Source organism: Nonlabens sp. Asnod2-A12, assembly GCF_045063745.1.
GTDB lineage: Bacteria > Bacteroidota > Bacteroidia > Flavobacteriales > Flavobacteriaceae > Nonlabens > Nonlabens xylanidelens.
In genome coordinates this window covers 2,748,106-2,770,000 of the sequence record NZ_JBEFOB010000003.1, presented here as the reverse complement: position 1 = coordinate 2,770,000, position 21,895 = coordinate 2,748,106, and the positions used below count along the sequence as shown (strand labels likewise).

Genomic DNA, 21,895 nt, shown 5'->3' with positions numbered 1-21,895 from the left:
CATAGTTTGAATACTAATTTGGGCGTTAAAGTAGATTGCTTATTCATTATTATATCTCTTCATTAAAACGATAACCTATACCCCAAGTAGTCAATATATAAATAGGGTGAGACATATCTGGCTCTATTTTGGCCCTCAACCTATTTACATGAGAATTTACTGTATGCTCATAACCTGAAAAATTATAACCCCAAATAACATCTAACAATTCTGACCTGCTATAACTTCTACCAGGATGACCTGCTAGAAGAACTAAAAGTTCAAATTCTTTTGGAGACAACTCTACCTTATGACCGTCTAGGGTCACACGTCTCATTTCAACATTAATCTTTAAGTCTCCAAAATCCATATCTGATTCTCCTGCAGAATTCACAGCAGATTTCTCACTTCTTCTCATAACCGCTTTTGCTCGAGCTTTTAACTCTCGTATTGAAAAGGGTTTAGTGATATAATCATCTGCACCTATTTCTAGCCCCAAAACTTTATCTATCTCTTCACTTTTTGCAGTTACCATTATAACCGGTGTATCTTTAGTCTTTCTAAGTTCTCTACATACTTCTACACCATTTATTATTGGTATAGAAAGATCTAGCAAAATCAAATCGTAGTCTATTGCAAGAGCTTTTTCAAGTGCTGAGCGTCCATCATTAACACTATCTACTGTAGCGTTAAGATCCTTCATATGTATTTCTAGTAGTCCGACGATTTCTAAATCATCTTCAACAATAAGTATGCGATTTTCCATAATTCAAAACAAGTTAAAGCATATCACAAAACATTCACGAATTATTTTCAAAAGTTGAATCTATCGTTATATAATTGAGATAAGATAAGAGTTAGTTTGTACTGTAAAATTAAAACAATATACATGAAAACTTACTTATCAATAGCAGCTCTTGCTGTTTTAGCACTAACCGGTTGCTCAAACGACGATGATGCAGGCACAACTAATTTAAACAAAGATCTTACATTAAACATCAATGGACTTGAAGATTTAGGCCCTGGATTTGCATATGAAGGATGGGTACTAGTAAATGATGTACCAGTAACAACAGGTGTATTTACGGTAGATAGTTCTGGAAACTTAAGTCAAACTACATTTCCTGTAGCGACTGAAGCACTAGATGCTGCGACAGCATTTATCTTAACCATAGAACCTAGTCCAGACAACGATCCTGCACCAGCAGACTCAAAATATCTAGCAGGAGAATTTAATAATAATGACGCTAGTATATCGACTAACTTCGGTCCAGCACCTGGAGATTTCTCTACAGCGACTGGTTCTTTTTTCTTAAGAACACCTACAGATGAGCCTGCAGGAACTGCAAATAACGGTAATGACACAAATGGTGTATGGCTAGGTCTTCCTGGAATGCCTCCTACTGCAGACGCGACTTTACCTACCCTACCAGCAGGATGGGTATATGAAGGATGGGTTATAGGAGACGCAGGACCATTATCTACTGGTACTTTTACAGATTTCTCTGCAGTAGATTCAGGAAACGGATTCTCGGGAACTGAAAACAACGCAGGACCTCCTGTACCTGGAGAAGACTTCTTTAACAATTTACCAGCTGGTGAATCACTTCCTTTTAGTGTAGTAGGCCGTAATGTAGTTATAACAGTAGAGCCAGTTCCAGATAACTCTCCAGCACCATTTACATTAAAACCTCTTGCAAAAATAGCAACAGCAGACACAGCTCCAAGTTCACAAACATTTGATAACATATCTGACACTTTCCCTACAGGGACAGTTACTAGATAAACTTTTTGGTTGGTTAGTTAGTTTGAAAGCGCTCTATGTTAAAGTTCATAGGGCGTTTTCTTTTATAAAATTTTGAGCTTTTCTCGTTCTTTACTAGAAGTCTATCTGCAAGAAACTAAATCAGGACTAATCTATCTTAGTTATCTGACATATGCTCTTCTCTCTTCTTAAACTTATAGGGATGTTTTAGATACGTTTTCGCGAAAGCGTAACCACGAGCATAATTTATTCTAAAATATTCTACTGCAATATGAGCCATCGTTGCACTAGTTGCTAACATAGCAAATAAAGGAAACAAAGAAACCGTGACAAATCGAGATACATACCAACTCGCTATAGAACCAAAAATCATACTTACCGCACCGACAAAAGCGCTAGCACTACCTGCACGTTGTGTAAATGGATTTAAAGCTAGAGCTGTTGCATTAGGATTTTGAAAACCTATCAACAGCATCATAAAAAACAAAGTTGGATAAACCACCCAAAATGTTGGTATAAAATTCCACACATAAATAAATCCAAAACCAGTAACTAAAACGAGCAATGTACTTACTACGTAGGTAATTTGAAATGTTGTATAACGTTTTAAAAACAAACGATTTAACTGACTACCTGTTATTAATCCAGCTGCGTTACTACCGAATATATAACCGAAGCTATCCTGACTCATCCCAAAGTATTCCATAAAAATAAAGGGAGCCGCTGCTACATATCCTAATAATAAACCTACAACAAAACCACGAGTGGTTGAAAACACAAAGAAGTCTCTGTTTTTATAAATCCCTATATACTCTCGTAAAACAGGTACCGGATGTAAACTAGTCGCTTTATTAGGCCTAGTACTTTCAGGTAATATAAAAATAACATTAAACAACATTAAGGTTGCGAAACCAGCTAATCCATAAAATATCATTTCCCAATGATAATGCTGGATTACAAAGCCACCTATGGTAGGCGCAATGATAGGTGCAATACCCATTATTAACATGAGCGTAGAGAGAACGTCTGCCACTTTTTCTTCGTCAAATAGATCTCTAACTATCGCTTTACTAGCCACCATACCGGCACAAGCTCCTAAAGATGTAAAAAATCTCAACGTCGCAAGAGAAGTTACATCCCATGCATAAGCACTTAAAATACTAGTGAGTATGTATAGTACTAGTCCAAAAATTAATGGTTTTCTCCTACCATATCTATCCATTAAAGGACCGTATGCCAGCTGCCCCAACCCTATTCCTATAAAATAAGTAGTTAGCGTGATACCTATAGCACTAGTATCTACTTTAAAATCGCCAGCTATCTGTTTAAAAGCAGGCAAGTATGCATCTATAGAAAAAGGTCCTACTGCTATCAGTGTCCCTAGAACAAGTATCACACTTGCTCTACGTCCTTTGCTCATTTTATTCTTTTCTACCAGCTTCACTTTCATTTTACAAAACTACGTTTTAGCGTTTTCTTAAGATGGATTATTCACAAAGCTTTACCATTTCATAACGACCGATAATTCGTACTTTTAAACCAAATAAAACATTATAATGAAAAAAGCTTTTTTACTATTATCTATAATTGCTTTAATAACTAGCTGTAAAAACGATTCTAAATCTCAAAACTCTCTAGATAACGAGATAGAAAAAGAAACCGCAGCAATTACCATTGCTCAACATCTAGCAGAAAACGCAGGGATATCTAACTGGAATAATGTAGAAGAAATCAAATTTTCTTTTAACGTAGGTAAGGATGGACGTACCGTTTTAACTAGAAACTGGAAATGGAATCCTAATACAGATAACGTACAACTTATCGCACTAGGCGACACCATTAATTACAACCGCAATTCAAAATTAGACAGCATACAAGCCAGTACTGATCGTGGTTTTATAAACGACGTTTACTGGTTAATTCCAGAGTTTAAATTAGTATGGGATGAAGGTACCGAGATAACAGAAAAAAAATCACAAATAGCACCTATATCAAAGGAAAAGCTAGATATGATTACTATTCTTTACAATAATGAAGGCGGTTATACTCCAGGTGACGCTTATGACATTTATTATGATAAAGATCATAAATTTAAAGAATGGGCATACCGCAGTAAGAATGATAGTATGATCACTATGGCTACCACATTTAAAGAATATAAAACCATTGAGGGAATAACTATCGCAACGGACCATCTCACACCAGACGGTTTTACTCGTATTAACTTTACCGATATAGAAATTATTAAAAAGAAATAATGACTTACAAGACTGACCATAACTTTGCATTACAATTAGATCAAGAAGATTCATTATCTCGCTTTCGCGAAAGCTTCCATATTCCAAAGCATAAAGATGGAACAGACTCTATCTATTTATGTGGTAATTCTCTAGGCTTGCAACCGAGACAGACTAAAGACTTTTTAAATAAAGAGCTAGAAGACTGGGCAAATCTAGGTGTAGAAGGACATTTTCATGCAAAGCATCCATGGATGCCGTATCATGAATTTTTAACAGAAACTACCGCTCAGATAGTAGGTGCAAAACCTCATGAAGTAGTCATTATGAATACACTGACTACTAACTTGCATTTAATGATGGTTAGTTTTTATCAGCCTAAAGGTAATCGCACTAAAATTCTTATAGAAGGAGATGCTTTCCCAAGTGATCGATATGCAGTTGCATCACAAATTAAATTTCATGGTGGCGATCCAGAAACCGATTTAATCACCTGGCAACCTAGACCTGGCGATCATACACCATCATTTGAAGACTTAGAAGTTATTTTAAAGAATCAAGGTGACGAGATTGCACTAGTTATGATAGGTGCGGTAAATTACTATACAGGACAACTTTTTGAACTTAAAAAAATAGCCGATTTATGTCATTCTCACGGCATCATGGTCGGTTATGATTGTGCGCACGGTGCCGGTAATGTAGACTTACAGCTGCACGATTCTGGAGCAGACTTTGCCGTATGGTGTACATACAAATACATGAATGCTGGCCCTGGTAGTTTGGGTGGTTGTTTTGTAAATGAGCGCCATGCAGATAATGCCGACTTACCACGTTTTACTGGCTGGTGGGGACATAATAAAGACACACGTTTTAAAATGCGCGACGATTTTGAACCTATACGCGGTGCCGAAGGTTGGCAATTATCAAATCCTCCTATATTGAGTATGGTAGCTATAAGAGCAAGTCTAGATCTTTTTGCCCAAGCAGGTTTTGAAAACCTAAGAGAGAAGTCAATTAAAATGACTAATTATCTAGAATTTTTATTACAAGAACTGGATGGTGATCGCATTTCTATTATTACCCCTAGCGATTCTAAAGATCGCGGTTGTCAATTATCACTAGCTGTTAAAAATGCAGATAAATCTCTCTTTGACGCCATCACAGCAAAAGGCGTTATTGCAGACTGGAGAGAACCAGATGTAATACGCATTGCACCAGTTCCTTTATATAACAATTTTGAAGACTGCTGGAGATTTGTAAAGGTGTTGAAGAGTGAGTTATGAAATTAGATTGTCAATTAAAAGTTTGGTTGATTATTTTAGGTTTGACTTCACTAGGAACTTTCAATTACATCTACATTCTTTTCGCCATCGTTTTAGTGCCAACATTCATATTTAATATTTTCACTTTTATAATGTTTAAGAAAAAATATAATCTGACGCTTTTTAAATTCACTATCCTAATTGTAAATCTTCCGATTTTGCCAATTTTCATTTCTCAAATATTTGTTTATTCTTTCTTACTATATAAAGGATCATTAGACTTAATAGACTTTACACATGTTTTAGTACTGTGTATATCTACGATACTAGTATCGTATTCTTCATATTTGATTTACAAAGTTATTACCATTAAGCCCGAAATTTATACTACATGAAAACGAACAATAAAAAAACCAAAATATTAATCACCGGCGCTGGGCTATGCGGTTCGCTTTTAGGATTGCGACTGGCACAAAAAGGATATCATGTTGATATATTAGAAAAACGTCCCGATATGCGCAAGGCAGTAGTAGATGGTGGTCGTTCTATTAATCTCGCACTTTCTGATCGTGGTCTAGCTGCATTAAAATTGGTAGGGTTAGAAGAAAAAGTACGCGAATTATGCATACCTATGAATGGTAGATTAATTCATGATGTAGAAGGCAATACCTTCTCTTCTAATTACAGTGGTCGTGATGGAGAATATATCAATTCCATCTCTAGAGAAGAGCTCAACAAACTACTACTCGACGAGGCCGATAAATATGAAGATGTTCAAATAGACTTTGATGATAAAGTTACAGCCGTTGATTTAAAAAACGCATCGGTTACTTATCATGATTCTGAAACTAGTACTGATAAAGAATGGAAGGCTGATATACTTTTAGGAACAGATGGTGCAGGCTCTGTAGTCCGTAAAGCGATGATGAAACAGCGTGATTTTCTTTTTTCACACAGTATGAATTGGTTGCCTCATGGATATAAAGAATTGAGCATACCACCTACAGCAGGTGGAAAATGGCGCATCGAGAAAAATTTCTTGCACATATGGCCACGTGGTGGTTTTATGTTAATCGCCTTACCTAATCTCGATGGTAGTTTTACACTAACTCTATTCATGCAATATGATGGAGATGGACCAGCGTTTAATAATATACATACAGATCAAGAAATAAAAGACTTTTTCAACACTTACTTTAAAGATGTCATAGAACATATTCCAGATCTTGTTGAGCAATATAAAACCAACCCATCGCCCCCATTAGGTACTGTACGTTGTTCTCCATGGACAGCAAATGGTACAAGTCTTATTTTAGGAGATGCTGCACACGCGATTGTACCTTTCTATGGACAAGGAATGAATGCGAGTTTTGAAGATGTAGTTGTCTTTGATGAAATGATTGATGCAAATGAAACTTGGGCAGATGCATTCAAATCATTCTCTACCAGTAGAAAACCAGATGCAGATGCTATCGCAGATCTTGCTCTAGACAACTTTGTAGAGATGAGGGATAGCGTTGCAAACCCTAACTTTCAATTAAAACGCCAGATTGAGATGCGTTTAGAATCCGCTTTCGCGAAAGCGGAATACCAATCCAAATACTCACTTGTAACGTTCCCTGAAAAAGGAATAGGCTATGAAGAGGCCATGCTTAAAGGACGTGCCCAAGACAAAGCAATTTTGTGGTTACTAGAAAATGGAGACATAACCGTTAATGATGAATTAGATTCATTGTTGAGCAAGATTAAGGTAAAGACGGAAGAAGTTCTTTGGTTGCGTGGATAATTTAAAATAAAGATATTAAACTATACCCCAAAGGTTTTCAAAACCTTTGGGGTGTGAAATAGAAAAAAAATAAACATGGCAGTATTAAAAGACAAAGCGACACCTAGAGGTAAATATCCACACATTAAACGTGTAGGTGATTTTCTTTTCGTATCAGGAACTAGTAGTCGTCGAAAAGACAACACTTTTGCAGGCGTCGAAGTGGATGAAATGGGAACCACTAATCTTGATATAAAAGCCCAAACCGCGGCAGTATTAAAAAATATAGACGCTATTCTCAAAACCGAAGGCGCTTCTATAAAAGATGTGGTAGATGTGACTACCTTCCTAGTAAACATGAATGACTTTGGTGGTTATAATGAGACCTATGGTACTTTCTTTGATTATGATGGACCTACTCGAACAACTGTAGCGGTACATCAACTGCCACATCCACACTTACTGATAGAGATCAAAGCAATGGCTTATAAACCCCTTTAAAAAGGAAGATTTAAGCCTCAAGAAGTGATATAAATAATTATAATAATCAATGAAGGTCTAAATAATTCAATTGATTAATAGACACAAAAAAGCCTGATCTTAATAAGATCAGGCTTTTTAATAGAGTTAGGTGAATATTTACTATCCTCCGAAATCATCAAAACGAATATTCTCAGGATCAACTCCAAAGTCTTCGGCCATTTTACCTACCGCGTTATTCATTAATGGTGGTCCACAGAAATAAACTTCTAGATCTTCTGGAGCATCATGTTTAGTTAAATATTGATCAATTACTACCTGGTGAATGAATCCTACAAATCCATCTCCTTCTGCATGAATATCATCTTTTACTTTCCAGTTATCTTCTTCAGCAGGCTCAGAAAGGGCTAGGTAGAATTTAAAGTTAGGGAACTCACGTTCTAGTGAACGGAAGTGCTCGATGTAAAATAATTCTCTTTTAGAACGACCACCATACCAGTAAGTCACTTTACGGTTAGTTTTCAATGTTTTGAAAAGCTCATACAAGTGAGAACGCATCGGTGCCATTCCTGCTCCACCACCTACGTAAAGCATTTCTGCCTCAGAGTGGTTGATAAAGAATTCTCCATAAGGTCCAGAAACTACTACTTTGTCTCCTTTCTTTTGGTTAAAGATATAAGAACTAGCTACACCAGGATTTACATCCATCCATCCATTCTTTGCTCTATCCCATGGCGGCGTAGCAATACGCACGTTAAGCATGATTTCACGACCTTCTGCAGGGAAAGAAGCCATAGAATAAGCTCTTTCTACCGTTTCATTATTTTTCATTACAAGTGGCCATAAGTTGAACTTATCCCATTCTGCTTGAAATTTATCCGGCGTTTCATGTTCTTCTGGGTGAGCCGTGATGTCCATATCCTCAAAGCGTACTTCACACTTAGGAATTTCGATTTGGATATAACCACCAGCTTCATAATGCATATCTTCTGGAAGAAGCACTACAAATTCCTTAATAAAAGATGCTACGTTGTAATTACGTACAACCTCTGCTTCCCACTTCTTGATACCAAAAACTTCTTCTGGAATCTCGATTTTCATGTCTTGCTTTACTTTAACCTGACATCCTAATCTCCATCCTTCGGCAATTTCTTTTCTTGTAAAGTGAGGCACCTCAGTAGGTAGAATAGATCCACCACCGTCAGATACGATACATTTACATTGTACACAGGTACCACCACCACCACAGGCAGATGGTAAGAATAATTTATTATCACCCAAAGTACCTAGTAGTGTCCCACCAGAACCTGTAGTAATATCTTTCTCTCCATTTACATTAATAGTAACCGGTCCAGAAGGAAGTAGCTTAGACTTTGCTCCTAGTAAAAGAGAAACCAGTAATAAGATAAGTGTAAGAAAAATCACTACACTCGCTAAAATCGTTATCATATTAGAATCCATATCTATGTTTCCTTTTTAAATTTCTATTCCCATAAAACTCATGAAGCCTATCGCCATAAGTCCAGTTATAATAAACGTAATACCTAGACCTCTTAAGGGTGCTGGCACGTTAGAGTAAGATATTTTCTCACGTATAGCAGCAATGGCTAATATTGCAAGGAAAAAACCTACACCACTACCTACACCGTAAGTAAGTGATTCTGATATTCCTGAAAAATCTTTTTGTTGCATAAATAACGAACCACCTAAAATGGCACAGTTTACAGCAATTAAAGGAAGGAAAATACCTAAAGCACTATAAAGTGACGGAGCAAAACGCTCTACCACCATTTCTACTAGTTGTACCATACTCGCGATAACAGCGATAAACATGATAAAACTTAAGAATGATAAATCAACATCAGCATACTCAGTACCTAACCATTCTAAAGCACCAGGCTTTAACAAATAAGTATCAAGTAACCAGTTAATAGGTACTGTAATACCTAGTACAAATACAACAGCAGCTCCTAGACCTACCGCAGTCTTAACCGATTTTGAAACGGCTAAGTAAGAACACATACCTAAGAAATAGGCAAATATCATGTTCTCTATAAAAACACTTCTTACGAAAAGATTGATTAAATCCATTTTGTTCTATTTCTTAAATTAATTTTGTTCTATTAAAGATCTATTGCGACTACGCTGTACCCATATAATGATACCTACTGTAATCAATGCCATAGGTGATAATAGCATTAAACCGTTATTAGAATAACCAGCTTCATACCATGAATCTGGAATGATTTGAGCACCAAATAATTTACCTGCTCCTAATAACTCTCTAAAGAAAGCTACTAGAATAAGGATAAATGCATAACCTGCTGCATTACCTATTCCATCTAAGAATGATTTATAAACACCGTTACCTAAAGCAAATGCCTCTAGACGCCCCATTACGATACAGTTAGTAATAATAAGACCTACAAATACCGACAGTTGTTTAGACACATCGTATGCATAAGCTCTTAATACTTGATCAACAAGAATTACTAACGCTGCAACAATTACTAGTTGTACGATAATACGAATACGAGAAGGTATTAAATTACGTAACATCGATATGATCATGTTACTAAAAGCCATTACCGCCATAACCGCAAGAGACATTACAATCGCCGGCTCTAATTGAACTGTAATTGCTAGTGCACTACAAATACCTAATACCTGTACTGTAATTGGGTTATTGTCTGTAAGTGGATCAGAAAGTAACTTTCTATTTTTCTTACCTAGAAGCCCTTCTCTCTCATCAGTATCTGATAAGAAAAGAATAAGATCTTCTTTTTTAGTTAATTCTTTATTTTCAGCCATTGCCGTTGTTTTTTTATATCGCTTTCGCGAAAGCGTAACTAACTACTAGTTAGCTGCCACTTTTACGTTAGTTTTATTTTTAAAGTAAGGAAGGTATCTCTCAAGACGCTCAGAGATCATGTCAGTAACACCATCACCTGTAATAGTTGCACCAGAAATAGCATCTACTGCATTATCATCCTTATTATCTCCACCTTGGTAACCCTTAGCAACAGACACACCTATAAAGTTTCCTGATTGATCAAAGACTTTTTCATCATCAAATCTTTTCTTAAACCATACTTGTGTAATCTCAGCACCTAAACCAGGAGTTTCTCCTTTGTGATCAAAAACAGCACCTTTAATAGTGTTCACATCATCTTTAAGAGCGATATAACCCCATATAGCATCCCAAAGACCTTTACCTCTTAATGGTACGATATAGTATTTTGCTCCTTCTACGTTTGCAACGTATAGTGGAAAAGACTGCTCTTCTACATCTTTCTTAAGTTCTTTCTTAAGATCTACTTCAAAGGCATTTACTTCTGTTTTTTCCTGACCTTTACTATCTAGAGCAATACGCTCCACAATGTATTTATCAAAAGGTACAGCTGCACTATCTCTAGACACCTCGATACCTACGGTACCAAGAATGTTTTGCATTTTTTCGTTCTTTACATTCTCTGCTTGTGCTGGTTGTAATTGTGTTGCTGCAAATGCAAGAGCACTTGCTACAACAGCTACAAGAATCACTGCAAATATGAATGTATAAGCATTTGAATTTCTATCCATTTCTAAGCTGTTTGAAGTTTTGCCTTTGCTTTAGAAAGGCGTTTTTTACGTTTATTCACGTTTGCCTGTACTACATAATGATCAATAGTTGGAGCAAATACGTTCATCAATAAAATAGCAAGCATGATACCTTCTGGATATGCTGGGTTAAATACACGTATCATAACACCAAAGAATCCACAAAGGAATCCATATATCCACTTACCTTTTAAGGTTTGTGCTGCACTTACAGGATCGGTAGCCATAAAGACAATACCAAAAGATAACCCACCTACTACTAAGTGCATGTACCATTTAAATTCCATTAGAGCATTTAATCCAAAAGCATTGAATATTAATCCCATGATCGCTGCACCAGCAAAACCACTAAGGATAATTCTCCAACTACCTACTTTAGTAAGTATAAGAATTGCTGCACCTATTAAAACTGCAATAGTAGATGTTTCTGACACGGAACCTGGAATAAATCCAGCAGCTGCATCAAAGAAGCTATATGCAACCGATTTACCTTGTGCAAGAGTACCTAAAATAGTCTCTCCAGAAATACCATCTGTAGAACCTTCATGTACCCATATCGCATTACCAGACATGTACAATGGATATGCAAAGAATGCAAATGCACGTGCTGTAAGAGCAGGGTTTAAGATATTCATTCCTGTACCACCGAAAGCTTCTTTACCTATCAATACAGCAAAAGCTACAGATATGGCAAGCATCCATAATGGAATGTCTACAGGGAAAATCATAGGAATTAACATACCAGTTACTAAGTAACCTTCATTAACCTCATGACCTCTATAAATCGCAAAAATAAATTCAATTGTAAGTCCTACTATATAACTCACTAAAATAAGAGGAGTTACTAAAAGCGCTCCTTCTATAAAAGCATCCCAAAAAGGAACGTCAGTTACATTTTCTAATCCCATATCTTGATACAAGTACTGAGCACCTGTATTCCACATTCCAAAAAGAAGTGCTGGTATCAAAGCAAATACAACGGTAATCATTGTACGCTTTAAATCTACAACGTCGCGTATATGCGCTCCTTTTTTAGTCGTGTGATTAGGAGTATATAAAAAAGTATCAAAAGCATTGATCGCTGGAGCAAACTTTTCTAATTTTTGTCCAGGTTCAAATGGCTTTCTAGCTTGGTCTAATTTGTTTCTAACCCATTTCATAGTCTATCCTACTTCTGTTATCATTAAATCTAATCCTAGACGTATCACTTCTTGTGCTTCTAGTTTAGACGTATTTGTAAAATCAATAAGAGCAAAATCTTCTGGCGCTACTTCATAGATACCTAGATTTTCCATTTTTTCAATATCACCGCTCATACAGGCTTTGATAAGCTGTAAAGGATAAATATCCATCGGTAAAACTTCTTCCATCTCACCAGTTACTACTAGAGCTCTTTCTTCACCATTTAAGTTAGTATCTACCTTACGTTTTCCTCCTAATAATCTAGAGAAAGATGTACCTGCATTAGACGGTACTTTATTACGTGTAAATGGCAACCAGCCTAGTAATGCATATTCATTACCTTCCGGAATAAGAGTTAATGTATTGTTGTAGAAGTTAAGAAACTGATCATTTGATAACTTATCTCCAGTTAAAACATCACCAGAAATAATACGTGTATCATTAGTATCTACAGTACCTGCTATGCTATTCACATTTGCACCTACTACAGTACGGTAATACTTACGATCAGACTCTTTTGCATCAGTACCTACTAGAGCAATAGTTCTTTCTGGTTTAAACTCACCAGTTAAGAATAGATTACCTATGGTAGCAACATCTTCAGCACCTACAGTCCATACTCTATCTCCCATATTCACAGGATCTAGTTTATGAATTTGCACACCTACATTTCCAGCAGGGTGCGGCCCTTTTACCGTATGTACCTCAGCATCTTTAATATTCTTAAGATCCGACCCTTTCCCTACACACAAGTGCACTGCACCTGAAGTAAGTTTACTAAGAGCGGTAACTCCAGCCTGAAAAGCTTCTTTTTTATCTGCTAGAATTACCTCAGCATCACCTGCTAGAGGCGCTGTTGTGTAAGCAGATATAAAGATAGATTTAGGTGTATCTTCAGAATTTGCAACGATACTGTACGGTCGTTGTATAATAAATGGCCAGCAACCGCTTTCTAGAAGTAAGCTACGTACCTGGTCTGCACTAGCAGAAGCAGGATTCACCTTACCACGATTTATAGCGTCGTTAGTTCCATTTGCAGTAATTTTAACCTCAAGAATCCTTCTTTTAGCACCACGTAGAATCTCAGTAATAGTTCCACTCACAGGAGCAGCAAACTTTACTTTTTCATCATACTTGGAATAAAATACGGTTTCCCCAGCCTTTACAGACGCTCCTTCCTTAAGTACTAACTTAGGTACTACAGCGTGAAAATCGGCAGGTTTTATTGCATAAATGGAAGACTGCGGCGCATTGACAATTTTCTTGTCAGCCTCACCTTTGAGCTTTAGATCAAGCCCTTTTCTTACTCTAATGTCCTTTGACATAGGATGTTATATTTAGTCTTTTTTTAAAGTTCGCAAATTTACGCAATAAAGCCTTTAAAACCGGTAGATATAACTATTTAGAAATAATCTAAATAAACAAAATAGCCTGTTTTGGCATCGCTTTCGCGAAAGCGTAACTATAACTAACAATTATATTATATTTATCACTTAGTGTAAACCATTTATGAAGTCGTATATTTTACTTTTTATTACAGTTTTTCTTTTCTTTTTTCAAGGCAATTCTCAAAGTGAAAAAGAACTAGTTATTGACCCTGACTACATTAAGTCGGTAACTTTTAACAAACCGCCTGAAAACATGCTCCCTATTTTCAATCTAGGAGACACTTTTCAGATCAGTTTTGACGATGTGATAGGTGACGAGGCAGATTATTATTATCAATTTGAGCACTACGATTATGACTGGAAACCTAGTAAATTATTTAAAAATGAGTTTCTAGAAGGTATCGATGACATGCGCATTTTTAACTATCGCAACTCTTTTACTACCATACAACCTTATTCTCATTATGACTTAACGGTACCTAATCAGTTTACCAAAGGTTTTAAAGTAAGTGGTAATTACATGATTCATTTTTATAATGACGCTCATGAACTTATTTTTTCTAGAAAATTTATGGTCTTAGATGAAAAAGCGTCTGTAGGTGTAGAAATTAAACGTGCTAGAGATTTAAATTATGTTTTACACCAGCAAAGGGTACAGTTCTTTATCGACTCTCAAGAGATCAATTTTATCAATCCAGACCAGCAATTAAAAACGGTGATTCTACAAAATAGTGATTTAAAGACTGCTATTACTAATGTAAAACCTCAATTTAATCTAGGCAATAAACAGGTATACAAGTATGATGAAGAGACTTCTTTCTGGGCAGGAAATGAGTTTCTTAATTTTGAGAATAAAGATTTTAGATCTCCTAACATCAACATTGATTTTGTGCGTAAGAAAGACCTGTACAACGCTTACCTTTTTATAGATGGTGCACGCAGAGATATTGAATACACTTACAATCCTGACATCAATGGTAACTACCTAGTAACAACACTAGATAATGAAGATAACGACATACAGGCAGAATATGTGAATATTCATTTTGCTCTAGACGCACAAGGAATCGAGGTGCCGCCAGATGCAAAGATTTATATATTAGGTAACTATAACGCTTACCAATTACAACCAGAGAACGAGGCTGTTTTAAATCCAAAAACAGGAAAATACGAGGCTATTATTTTACTTAAACAAGGGTTTTACAATTACCGATACACGATAGTCTACAATGACGGTTCTCAAGACCCAGGATTTATAAGTGGTAACAAATGGCAAACAGAAAATCAATATTCTGTACTTGCATATTATCGAGAACTAGGTGGTCGCTATGACAGATTAATAGGAATAGGCGAAGCCAACTCGCAGAATATTACGAATTAATTACTTTTGCAATAGCTTTAAAACCAATCAATCAAATTTTAATGTTTCAGAAAATCTCTACACTGCTGGTCATCATCATGACCTGTCAACTTTCCATTGCTCAATCGTATCAAAGAAGAACTAGCAGTACGATAAAAAACAGCGATAAAAACCAAGATGCTATTGCAAAAGGCTTAGAAAAGGATGACGATTTCAATAGAATTATGTATGAAAACTTTCAATCTAAGGTAATTAAATATTTATCTGTAGAACAAGTTGAACAACTAAGAGAAAAAACAATACGAGACACTGTAGTTGTTGCACTTTCTATTCAGATAAATAAAAAAGGCAATGCTAGAAAAGCTTTCTTAATGGATGCATTTTATAAAAATTTATTTTCAACACCTATAGCCGTTGAAGGAATAACATTAGAAAAATTTAAACCGAATAAAAGGGTTAAAAGAAAATTTTCTGATTATAATTATATCAATTATGATCTCCTCTACGTGTTGAAGGAAAGCGGAAATTTAGAACCTATTCCATTTGAAACAGTATACGATATACCACGAAGAAAGTTAATTAAAAATAATATCGATAGAATTAACTTAGTAACCACGAGTTCTAAAAACGATAACAATCCAGAAGTAGCATTTTACAATCATTTACAAGAAGAGTTATCTTCAGCAATTATTGAACTAGGTAACGATCAACTAAATACCAGTGCCATAAATGATGTCATCAATCTTCAACTTAATCTATACATGCATAAAGTAGACGGATTAGACACAACATTAACTAGAGCAAGCATTCTTAATTCAAATGATCCTTTGGATTCTATTGAAGACGCATTGCATCTAATGACATTTGAACCATTATTTAAAACAATCCCATCTAATCTAGATTACTACAGTTCTACCATAAATATTTTTTACAAATTAAGTTTTGACGATCAAGAAAAGCCTATTCTAACAAATTTACCCATTGAATTTAAGCATGATTATTACAGTTATCAAATGACTACCAAACCAGTGGACAATCATAAAATGAGTCGTTACCCTAAACACCCTCATTGCGATGAATTTTCTGACGTCAAAGAAGCTAAAAAGTGCTTAGGTAAAGAGATCAATTTATTTATAAATAAAACATACATCATTGATAAGCCACGTAATAAATCTATTAATGAAAATATGTATTTTCAATTTTACATTGATAAAAAAGGTGAAATAACAGTTATATCGGCTCATGGCTTCAAAGATGTGAAATTTGCCGAAGAAGCCATTAGGGTTATCAACGCTGTACCTACTCTAACACCTGCTTTAAACTCAGACGGTGAATTAGTGAGAGTACTTTTTGCTCTACCTGTTAAATTAAGAGTAGAGTAAACTGAGCGTTATAAAGGTTAAGTTTCCCTATTTTTACCAGCGACTAACCACCGCCCATGAAACCTACTACAAGATCGCTTATTAGATATAGAGGAGAAGAATGCCTCAATTGCGGTACTCCGTTAGATGCAGAAGACAAGTACTGCCATCAATGTGGACAGCTTAATTCTACTAAGCAACTGGCATTAAAAGATTTCTTTGGTGAGTTCTTTTCTAATTTGTTTTCTTATGATAGTAGAATATGGCGCACGATTAAACAATTACTGTTCAAACCTGGTTTTGTAAGTAAGGAGTTTATCAAAGGAAAACGACTGAGCTATGCAAATCCATTTCGTTTCTTCCTTAGTGTCTGTATTGTCTTTTTCTTAATGATACAAGCACAAGAGTTTTTTGAGTTATTTACCGATAGCGTAGTAGAAAATACAAAAGCTAAAAATCAAGAAGCAGATATAGATGTAGGTAATGGCTTATTCTCAGTAAAACTAGATGACACTAATAATAACGAACCCTTAACCGAAGAACAACTTAAAGAGATAGAGAGCCAGCCATATGTAGGTAAGATCGTTGCTGAGCAAATAAGAGAACAACAAAACATACAAGCACAAACCGACAGTATAGTTTCTGAAGCTACAAAAGATCACAAAGAAACCGAGCTTACACCTGTTACCCAAGCACAACTAGACAGTCTAAGTTCTACTAAGAGATTTTTTAAACAAGTTAATTATTATGAGTCTTACACAGAGAAACATAAAATAGCAGACCCAGAAACGGCATTAAGAAAAATGGGGCACAATAACACCAAATGGAATCAGTCTTTATATGAGAAAATGGTATTAATGGAAAGTATAAGTAGAGACCCTTCTGTACTAGTTGATATTATATTACCTAAACTACCTATATTCTTATTTCTATTTACTCCAGTTTTAACTCTGTTTCTTTGGCTATTATACGCACGTAGAGATTTCACTTACATGGAACATCTGGTATTTGCATTTAACGTGTTTACCTTTGTTTTTCTAAGTATGATATTGCTATTCTTAGTAAAATGGATCACCTTTGGGTATATTAATCTTGCTCAATTCTTTTTCTGGTTTATAGGACCTTTCTATTTTTACAAATCCATGCGCAATTTTTATGGGCAGCGACGCATAAAAACTATACTAAAATTTCTTTTAGTAAGTTTTATATTTGTAATCGGACTCATTACAGGAGTAAGTTTACTACTTTTGGTAGGAATAGCGCTTTATTAAATTATGATACAACAGGTTACCAGAGGAATTAAGATCTCGGTTCAAACGAGTTTTGAAGGTACATTTTATAAAAACTATAAGATGCACTTTGCCTTTGCCTATATCATAACCATAGAAAACCAGAGCAAGGACTCTGTACAACTGCACACACGCCACTGGAGAATTAAAGATAGTCTAAGCCGCACAGAACATGTAGATGGCGAGGGCGTTATAGGTAAAAAACCTGTACTCAAACCAGGAGAATCTCACACCTATCAAAGTGGCTGCCTTCTTGCATCGCCTTTTGGTAATATGAGTGGCTTTTATAATATGGTAAACTTTTCTAACAGTAAACAATTCAGCGTTATCATACCAGCATTTAAACTAAGTGCTCCATTTGCTTTAAATTAGATAGTTGTAGATCTCGCTTTCGCGAAAGCGGAACCCACAACCGCCACCTCAACGACATTAAGACTACTTTACCACCTTACCACTTCCTGATGCGATAGATTCTTTGTAATTTCACGCTCAAATTAATAAACAAAATTATATCATGGGAAAAGGATTTTTCAAAGTCCCAGTTGCTGTAAATGAGCCTATTAAGACTTATGCTCCAGGAACTGTAGAAAGAGATCAAGTGCTAGCAGCTTACAAAGAATTGTGGAATGCTAACACAGAAGTACCGCTATATATTAATGGTAAAGAGGTTAAAACCGGTAATACCGCAGCTATAAGACCGCCACATGATCACCAAAATGTAGTAGGTAACTACCACAGAGGTAGTAAGAAAGAAGTTCAACAAGCTATAGAAACTGCTATAGAAGCTCGTAAATCATGGTCACAATTACCATGGGAACAAAGAGCTGGTATTTTCTTAAAAGCTGCAGAGCTTATTGCTGGTCCATATAGAGCACGTATCAATGCGGCCACTATGATCAACCAGTCTAAAACTATTTTCCAAGCAGAAATAGATGCCGCTTGTGAACTTATAGACTTCTTAAGATTTAACGTACAGTATATGACAGAGATCTATGCAGAACAACCAGAATCTACTTCTGGAGCATGGAATAGACTAGAATACAGACCTCTAGAAGGTTTTGTATACTGTATCTCTCCATTTAACTTTACTGCTATTGCTGGTAACCTACCTGCTAGTGCTGCCTTAATGGGTAACGTTTGTGTATGGAAACCTAGTGACCACCAGATGTTAAGTGCTCAAGTAATTGTAGAAGTATTTAGAGAAGCTGGTGTACCTGATGGTGTTATCAACATGGTTAATGCAGATCCTGTTATGATGACTGACGAGGTAATGACACACCCAGATTTTGCTGGTGTTCACTTTACTGGTTCTACAGCCGTATTTAAAAGTCTATGGACTAAAGTAGGTGAGAACATTAATACTTATAAAACCTATCCTAAAATAGTAGGAGAAACTGGTGGTAAAGACTTTATAGTAGCTCACAGTAGCGCTGTACCTGCACAGGTTGCAACTGCTATAGTTAGAGGTGCCTTTGAATTCCAAGGTCAGAAATGTAGTGCTGCTTCTCGTGCTTACATACCTAAAAGTATGTGGGCAGAGGTAGAACAGTTAATTAGAACAGATGTAGAGAGCTTTAAAATGGGATCTCCAGAAGACATGAGTAATTTTATTACTGCTGTGATTCACGAAGGTTCTTTTGATAAACTTGCTAAGTATATAGACGGTGCAAAAAGCGACTCAAATGCAGAGGTGGTTATAGGTGGTAACTATGACAAATCTAAAGGATGGTTTGTAGACCCAACTGTTATCGTTACTACAGACCCTAAGTATGTAACTATGGAGACTGAATTATTCGGTCCTGTGATTACTATTTATGTGTATGAAGATGATCAATATGCTGAAATGTTGAAGTTAGTTGATGAAACTAGTGAATATGCATTAACTGGTGCTATTTTAGGTCAAGATCGTTATGCAGTATCTCAAGCAACTACAGCATTAGAAAACTGTGCAGGTAACTTCTACATCAATGATAAATGTACAGGTGCTGTGGTTGGTCAACAACCTTTTGGTGGTGCTCGTGCTTCTGGAACTAATGATAAGGCAGGTTCTAAATTGAACTTACTTAGATGGGTTTCTCCACGTATGATTAAAGAAACATTTGTAACTCCAGTAGATTACAGATATCCTTTCTTAGGAGAGTAATTTATCTCTCTATAAAATAATAAAAGCCGTTATCATTAATTTGATAACGGCTTTTTTTTGATTCTTAATTACAAGATTATCACTTACTTTAACGGTAAATGAACCACCTTTTTAGTTTCAAAGAATGGATCTTCAAAAACATCTTCTAGTTCATAGATTTGTGCCTTGGGGAAATCTTTTAATTCTTCTGTAAGATCACCACCTTTAAGATACAAAATTCCATTTTTTAAGTTGTGACAACTCTCTTTTCTGATTTTATTTCTTACCCAACTTACAAAATCAGGCATATTAGTCACTGCTCTAGAGACTACAAAATCAAAACGTCCCTTAACTTTTTCTGCTCTTCCATGCTCTGTAGTTACGTTAGTAAGTCCCAACGCTTCAACTACAGCATCTACTACTTTGATCTTCTTACCTATCGCATCGATAAGATGAAAACTAGTTTTAGGAAACATAATAGCGAGTGGTATTCCAGGAAATCCACCACCAGTCCCTACGTCCAGTACTCTCGTACCACCTGTTTTATTAGGTAAGCTTTCGCGAAAGCGGACTACAGACACAATTCCTAGAGAGTGTAAAACATGTCGAGTATACAGTTGATCGATGTCTTTTCTTGAGATAACATTGATCTGAGCGTTCCATTCTGCATACAAATCACCTAGTCTAGAAAACTGCTCTAATTGATGGTCTGTAATATGCGGAAAATGTTCTTTTATAATTTGATGCACTATTTATAAGTTTGTGCAAAAATAAAATAATAATTCTCGTTCAATGCGATTGTTAATTCAAGTGTTATGATATTTTTGTAATTCAATTATATCGTTATGAAATCTCAATTATCTGATCGCATCAATAATTTACCTGTAAGTGCAACGCTAGCTATGGCCGCAAAAGCTCGTGAATTAAAAGAACAAGGAAAAGACATTATAGGTTTAAGTCTAGGTGAGCCTGATTTTAACACACCAGACTTTGTTAAAGAAGCAGCTATAAATGCTATTAACGAGAACTATAATAGCTACACTCCTGTAGATGGTTATCCAGAATTAAAGGATGCTATTATCAATAAATTTAAAAGAGATAACAACCTTACTTATGACCGCAGTCAGATAGTAGTATCTACTGGAGCAAAGCAATCTATTGCAAATGTAGCCATGGTTTTACTTAACAAAGGTGATGAATGTATTCTTCCTGCTCCTTACTGGGTAAGTTATGCCGCTATAGTAGAACTGGCCGAAGGTGTTCCTGTAGAAGTAAGAGCTGGTGTAGAACAAAACTTTAAAATAACTGCAGAGCAACTGAGAGCTGCCATCACGCCTAAGACTAAGATGATGTTGTTCTCTTCTCCTAACAACCCTAGTGGTAGTTTATTTAGTGAAGAAGAGTTACAAGCATTTGCAGACGTACTTGCAGACTATCCAGATATCGTGGTAGTAAGTGATGAAATCTATGAGCACATTAATTATACTGGTAAACATGCAAGTATCGCTGCTATACCTAGTATGTATGACCGTACGGTTACTATTAATGGAGTTAGTAAAGCATTTGCCATGACTGGCTGGAGAGTAGGTTACATAGGCGCACCTACATGGATAGCAAGAGCGTGTAACAAGATGCAAGGACAGATTACTAGTGGTACCAACTGTATTGCACAACGTGCGGTTATTACAGCATTAGAAGCACCGATTTCTAAGATTCAATACATGATCGATGCTTTTGCAAAGCGTCGTGACTTGATACTAGGACTAGCGTCAGAAATAAAAGGATTTACAACAGACAGTCCAGAAGGAGCTTTCTATATATTCCCAGATGTTTCTGAGTGGTTTGGTAAAACGGTAAAAGGCCATAAAATAGAAACCTCAACAGATTTCTCCCTTATGATTCTAGAAGAAGCAAATGTTGCTACGGTTTCTGGAGATGCCTTTGGTGCACCTAATTGCATACGTATTTCTTATGCAGCAAGTGAAGAACAAATCGTTGAAGCGATGAGAAGAATTAAAGAGGTGCTAGATTAATCAATCTAGATTTCATTCATAAAAAAAAAGGTTGATTAGAATTATCTAATCAACCTTTTTTTTTATCATTAT

General features: G+C 35.9%; 21 protein-coding genes (1 of these 21 cut by a window edge). 11 read left to right on the top strand and 10 right to left on the bottom strand.

Translation table 11 applies throughout. The features are described from left to right. Both ACJJVJ_RS12595 and ACJJVJ_RS12590 read right to left on the bottom strand, forming a co-directional pair. Positions 1-47, bottom strand: the 5' portion of a protein-coding gene (locus ACJJVJ_RS12595) for a sensor histidine kinase (RefSeq protein ID WP_405370676.1). 1,444 nt of this gene lie to the left of the window's left edge; the window shows 47 of its 1,491 coding nt (coding positions 1-47); it begins with the start codon at positions 45-47; its stop codon lies off the left edge, out of view. Positions 48-49: 2 nt separating this feature from the next. Next, positions 50-745, bottom strand: coding sequence for a response regulator transcription factor (locus ACJJVJ_RS12590; RefSeq protein WP_104513771.1), 696 nt, complete (start codon positions 743-745; stop codon positions 50-52). A gap of 123 nt (positions 746-868) precedes the next feature. Here ACJJVJ_RS12590 and ACJJVJ_RS12585 point away from each other — a divergent pair, with 123 nt between their 5' ends. Next, positions 869-1,765, top strand: coding sequence for a hypothetical protein (locus tag ACJJVJ_RS12585; RefSeq protein ID WP_405370674.1), 897 nt, complete (start codon positions 869-871; stop codon positions 1,763-1,765). A 136-nt stretch (positions 1,766-1,901) separates the two neighbouring features. On the opposite strand, the gene ACJJVJ_RS12580 is transcribed toward ACJJVJ_RS12585, so the two are convergent. Next, positions 1,902-3,194, bottom strand: a complete 1,293-nt coding sequence (locus tag ACJJVJ_RS12580; protein ID WP_405370673.1) for a multidrug effflux MFS transporter — start codon at positions 3,192-3,194, stop codon at positions 1,902-1,904. 106 nt (positions 3,195-3,300) lie between these two features. Between ACJJVJ_RS12580 and ACJJVJ_RS12575 the strand changes: the two genes are divergently transcribed. The 4 genes from ACJJVJ_RS12575 (at position 3,301) to ACJJVJ_RS12560 (ending at position 7,509) form a co-directional block, all read left to right on the top strand. Continuing rightward, the gene (locus ACJJVJ_RS12575) at positions 3,301-4,002 is read left to right on the top strand and encodes a selenophosphate synthetase (RefSeq protein WP_405370671.1); all 702 of its coding nucleotides are present in this window, start codon (positions 3,301-3,303) and stop codon (positions 4,000-4,002) included. Beyond that, positions 4,002-5,264, top strand: coding sequence for a kynureninase (gene kynU, locus ACJJVJ_RS12570; RefSeq protein ID WP_405370670.1), 1,263 nt, complete (start codon positions 4,002-4,004; stop codon positions 5,262-5,264). The genes ACJJVJ_RS12575 and kynU overlap by 1 nt, the downstream gene beginning before the upstream one ends. A 370-nt stretch (positions 5,265-5,634) precedes the next feature. After that, positions 5,635-7,029: an FAD-dependent oxidoreductase gene (locus ACJJVJ_RS12565; protein ID WP_405370668.1), complete on the top strand. Its 1,395-nt coding sequence runs from the start codon at positions 5,635-5,637 to the stop codon at positions 7,027-7,029. A gap of 75 nt (positions 7,030-7,104) precedes the next feature. After that, on the top strand, positions 7,105-7,509 hold the full coding sequence (locus ACJJVJ_RS12560; protein WP_405370666.1) for a RidA family protein: 405 nt from the start codon (positions 7,105-7,107) through the stop codon (positions 7,507-7,509). A 141-nt stretch (positions 7,510-7,650) separates the two neighbouring features. On the opposite strand, the gene nqrF is transcribed toward ACJJVJ_RS12560, so the two are convergent. From nqrF to ACJJVJ_RS12530, 6 genes are read right to left on the bottom strand one after another with little or no spacing between them, the layout of a single operon-like run. Then, the gene (nqrF, locus tag ACJJVJ_RS12555) at positions 7,651-8,937 is read right to left on the bottom strand and encodes an NADH:ubiquinone reductase (Na(+)-transporting) subunit F (protein WP_405370664.1); all 1,287 of its coding nucleotides are present in this window, start codon (positions 8,935-8,937) and stop codon (positions 7,651-7,653) included. Positions 8,938-8,964: 27 nt separating this feature from the next. Continuing rightward, positions 8,965-9,579 (bottom strand): NADH:ubiquinone reductase (Na(+)-transporting) subunit E, encoded by a 615-nt coding sequence (nqrE, locus tag ACJJVJ_RS12550; RefSeq protein WP_104513780.1) that lies wholly within the window; start codon positions 9,577-9,579, stop codon positions 8,965-8,967. An 18-nt stretch (positions 9,580-9,597) separates the two neighbouring features. Continuing rightward, a complete protein-coding gene (locus ACJJVJ_RS12545) occupies positions 9,598-10,299 on the bottom strand; it encodes an NADH:ubiquinone reductase (Na(+)-transporting) subunit D (protein WP_104513781.1) in 702 nt (233 codons plus the stop codon). Positions 10,300-10,344: 45 nt separating this feature from the next. Next, entirely contained in the window at positions 10,345-11,070 is a 726-nt protein-coding gene (locus ACJJVJ_RS12540; RefSeq protein WP_405370662.1) for a Na(+)-translocating NADH-quinone reductase subunit C, read from the bottom strand. Positions 11,071-11,072: 2 nt separating this feature from the next. Continuing rightward, a complete protein-coding gene (locus tag ACJJVJ_RS12535) occupies positions 11,073-12,248 on the bottom strand; it encodes an NADH:ubiquinone reductase (Na(+)-transporting) subunit B (protein ID WP_104513783.1) in 1,176 nt (391 codons plus the stop codon). 3 nt (positions 12,249-12,251) lie between these two features. Continuing rightward, a complete protein-coding gene (locus ACJJVJ_RS12530; RefSeq protein ID WP_104513784.1) occupies positions 12,252-13,595 on the bottom strand; it encodes a Na(+)-translocating NADH-quinone reductase subunit A in 1,344 nt (447 codons plus the stop codon). A gap of 184 nt (positions 13,596-13,779) precedes the next feature. Between ACJJVJ_RS12530 and ACJJVJ_RS12525 the strand changes: the two genes are divergently transcribed. The 5 genes from ACJJVJ_RS12525 to pruA all read left to right on the top strand — a co-directional run bounded on the left by ACJJVJ_RS12525 (position 13,780) and on the right by pruA (position 19,811). Continuing rightward, a complete protein-coding gene (locus ACJJVJ_RS12525; protein ID WP_405370660.1) occupies positions 13,780-15,039 on the top strand; it encodes a DUF5103 domain-containing protein in 1,260 nt (419 codons plus the stop codon). A gap of 41 nt (positions 15,040-15,080) precedes the next feature. Then, a complete protein-coding gene (locus tag ACJJVJ_RS12520; RefSeq protein ID WP_405370659.1) occupies positions 15,081-16,400 on the top strand; it encodes a hypothetical protein in 1,320 nt (439 codons plus the stop codon). A 56-nt stretch (positions 16,401-16,456) separates the two neighbouring features. Continuing rightward, positions 16,457-17,650: a DUF3667 domain-containing protein gene (locus ACJJVJ_RS12515; protein ID WP_405370658.1), complete on the top strand. Its 1,194-nt coding sequence runs from the start codon at positions 16,457-16,459 to the stop codon at positions 17,648-17,650. 3 nt (positions 17,651-17,653) lie between these two features. After that, positions 17,654-18,040 (top strand): Co2+/Mg2+ efflux protein ApaG, encoded by a 387-nt coding sequence (gene apaG, locus ACJJVJ_RS12510; RefSeq protein ID WP_405370657.1) that lies wholly within the window; start codon positions 17,654-17,656, stop codon positions 18,038-18,040. Between the two features lie 142 nt (positions 18,041-18,182). Beyond that, entirely contained in the window at positions 18,183-19,811 is a 1,629-nt protein-coding gene (gene pruA / locus ACJJVJ_RS12505) for an L-glutamate gamma-semialdehyde dehydrogenase (protein WP_405370656.1), read from the top strand. An 83-nt stretch (positions 19,812-19,894) separates the two neighbouring features. Here the strand turns inward: pruA and rsmG are convergent, their stop codons facing one another. After that, positions 19,895-20,539, bottom strand: coding sequence for a 16S rRNA (guanine(527)-N(7))-methyltransferase RsmG (gene rsmG, locus ACJJVJ_RS12500; RefSeq protein ID WP_104513791.1), 645 nt, complete (start codon positions 20,537-20,539; stop codon positions 19,895-19,897). Positions 20,540-20,635: 96 nt separating this feature from the next. On the opposite strand from rsmG, the gene ACJJVJ_RS12495 reads away from it, so the two are divergent. Further along, a complete protein-coding gene (locus ACJJVJ_RS12495; RefSeq protein WP_104513792.1) occupies positions 20,636-21,823 on the top strand; it encodes a pyridoxal phosphate-dependent aminotransferase in 1,188 nt (395 codons plus the stop codon). The last annotated feature ends 72 nt before the right edge of the window (positions 21,824-21,895 follow it).

Excerpts from the sequence above, each read along its gene's own strand:
- ACJJVJ_RS12590 (WP_104513771.1), bottom strand. The coding sequence starts at position 745 with ATGGAAAATCGCATACTTATTGTTGAAGATGATTTAGAAATCGTCGGA.
- ACJJVJ_RS12585 (WP_405370674.1), top strand. The coding sequence starts at position 869 with ATGAAAACTTACTTATCAATAGCAGCTCTTGCTGTTTTAGCACTAACC.
- ACJJVJ_RS12580 (WP_405370673.1), bottom strand. The coding sequence starts at position 3,194 with ATGAAAGTGAAGCTGGTAGAAAAGAATAAAATGAGCAAAGGACGTAGA.
- ACJJVJ_RS12575 (WP_405370671.1), top strand. The coding sequence starts at position 3,301 with ATGAAAAAAGCTTTTTTACTATTATCTATAATTGCTTTAATAACTAGC.
- kynU (WP_405370670.1), top strand. The coding sequence starts at position 4,002 with ATGACTTACAAGACTGACCATAACTTTGCATTACAATTAGATCAAGAA.
- ACJJVJ_RS12565 (WP_405370668.1), top strand. The coding sequence starts at position 5,635 with ATGAAAACGAACAATAAAAAAACCAAAATATTAATCACCGGCGCTGGG.
- ACJJVJ_RS12560 (WP_405370666.1), top strand. The coding sequence starts at position 7,105 with ATGGCAGTATTAAAAGACAAAGCGACACCTAGAGGTAAATATCCACAC.
- nqrF (WP_405370664.1), bottom strand. The coding sequence starts at position 8,937 with ATGATAACGATTTTAGCGAGTGTAGTGATTTTTCTTACACTTATCTTA.
- nqrE (WP_104513780.1), bottom strand. The coding sequence starts at position 9,579 with ATGGATTTAATCAATCTTTTCGTAAGAAGTGTTTTTATAGAGAACATG.
- ACJJVJ_RS12545 (WP_104513781.1), bottom strand. The coding sequence starts at position 10,299 with ATGGCTGAAAATAAAGAATTAACTAAAAAAGAAGATCTTATTCTTTTC.
- ACJJVJ_RS12540 (WP_405370662.1), bottom strand. The coding sequence starts at position 11,070 with ATGGATAGAAATTCAAATGCTTATACATTCATATTTGCAGTGATTCTT.
- ACJJVJ_RS12535 (WP_104513783.1), bottom strand. The coding sequence starts at position 12,248 with ATGAAATGGGTTAGAAACAAATTAGACCAAGCTAGAAAGCCATTTGAA.
- ACJJVJ_RS12530 (WP_104513784.1), bottom strand. The coding sequence starts at position 13,595 with ATGTCAAAGGACATTAGAGTAAGAAAAGGGCTTGATCTAAAGCTCAAA.
- ACJJVJ_RS12525 (WP_405370660.1), top strand. The coding sequence starts at position 13,780 with ATGAAGTCGTATATTTTACTTTTTATTACAGTTTTTCTTTTCTTTTTT.
- ACJJVJ_RS12520 (WP_405370659.1), top strand. The coding sequence starts at position 15,081 with ATGTTTCAGAAAATCTCTACACTGCTGGTCATCATCATGACCTGTCAA.
- ACJJVJ_RS12515 (WP_405370658.1), top strand. The coding sequence starts at position 16,457 with ATGAAACCTACTACAAGATCGCTTATTAGATATAGAGGAGAAGAATGC.
- apaG (WP_405370657.1), top strand. The coding sequence starts at position 17,654 with ATGATACAACAGGTTACCAGAGGAATTAAGATCTCGGTTCAAACGAGT.
- pruA (WP_405370656.1), top strand. The coding sequence starts at position 18,183 with ATGGGAAAAGGATTTTTCAAAGTCCCAGTTGCTGTAAATGAGCCTATT.
- ACJJVJ_RS12495 (WP_104513792.1), top strand. The coding sequence starts at position 20,636 with ATGAAATCTCAATTATCTGATCGCATCAATAATTTACCTGTAAGTGCA.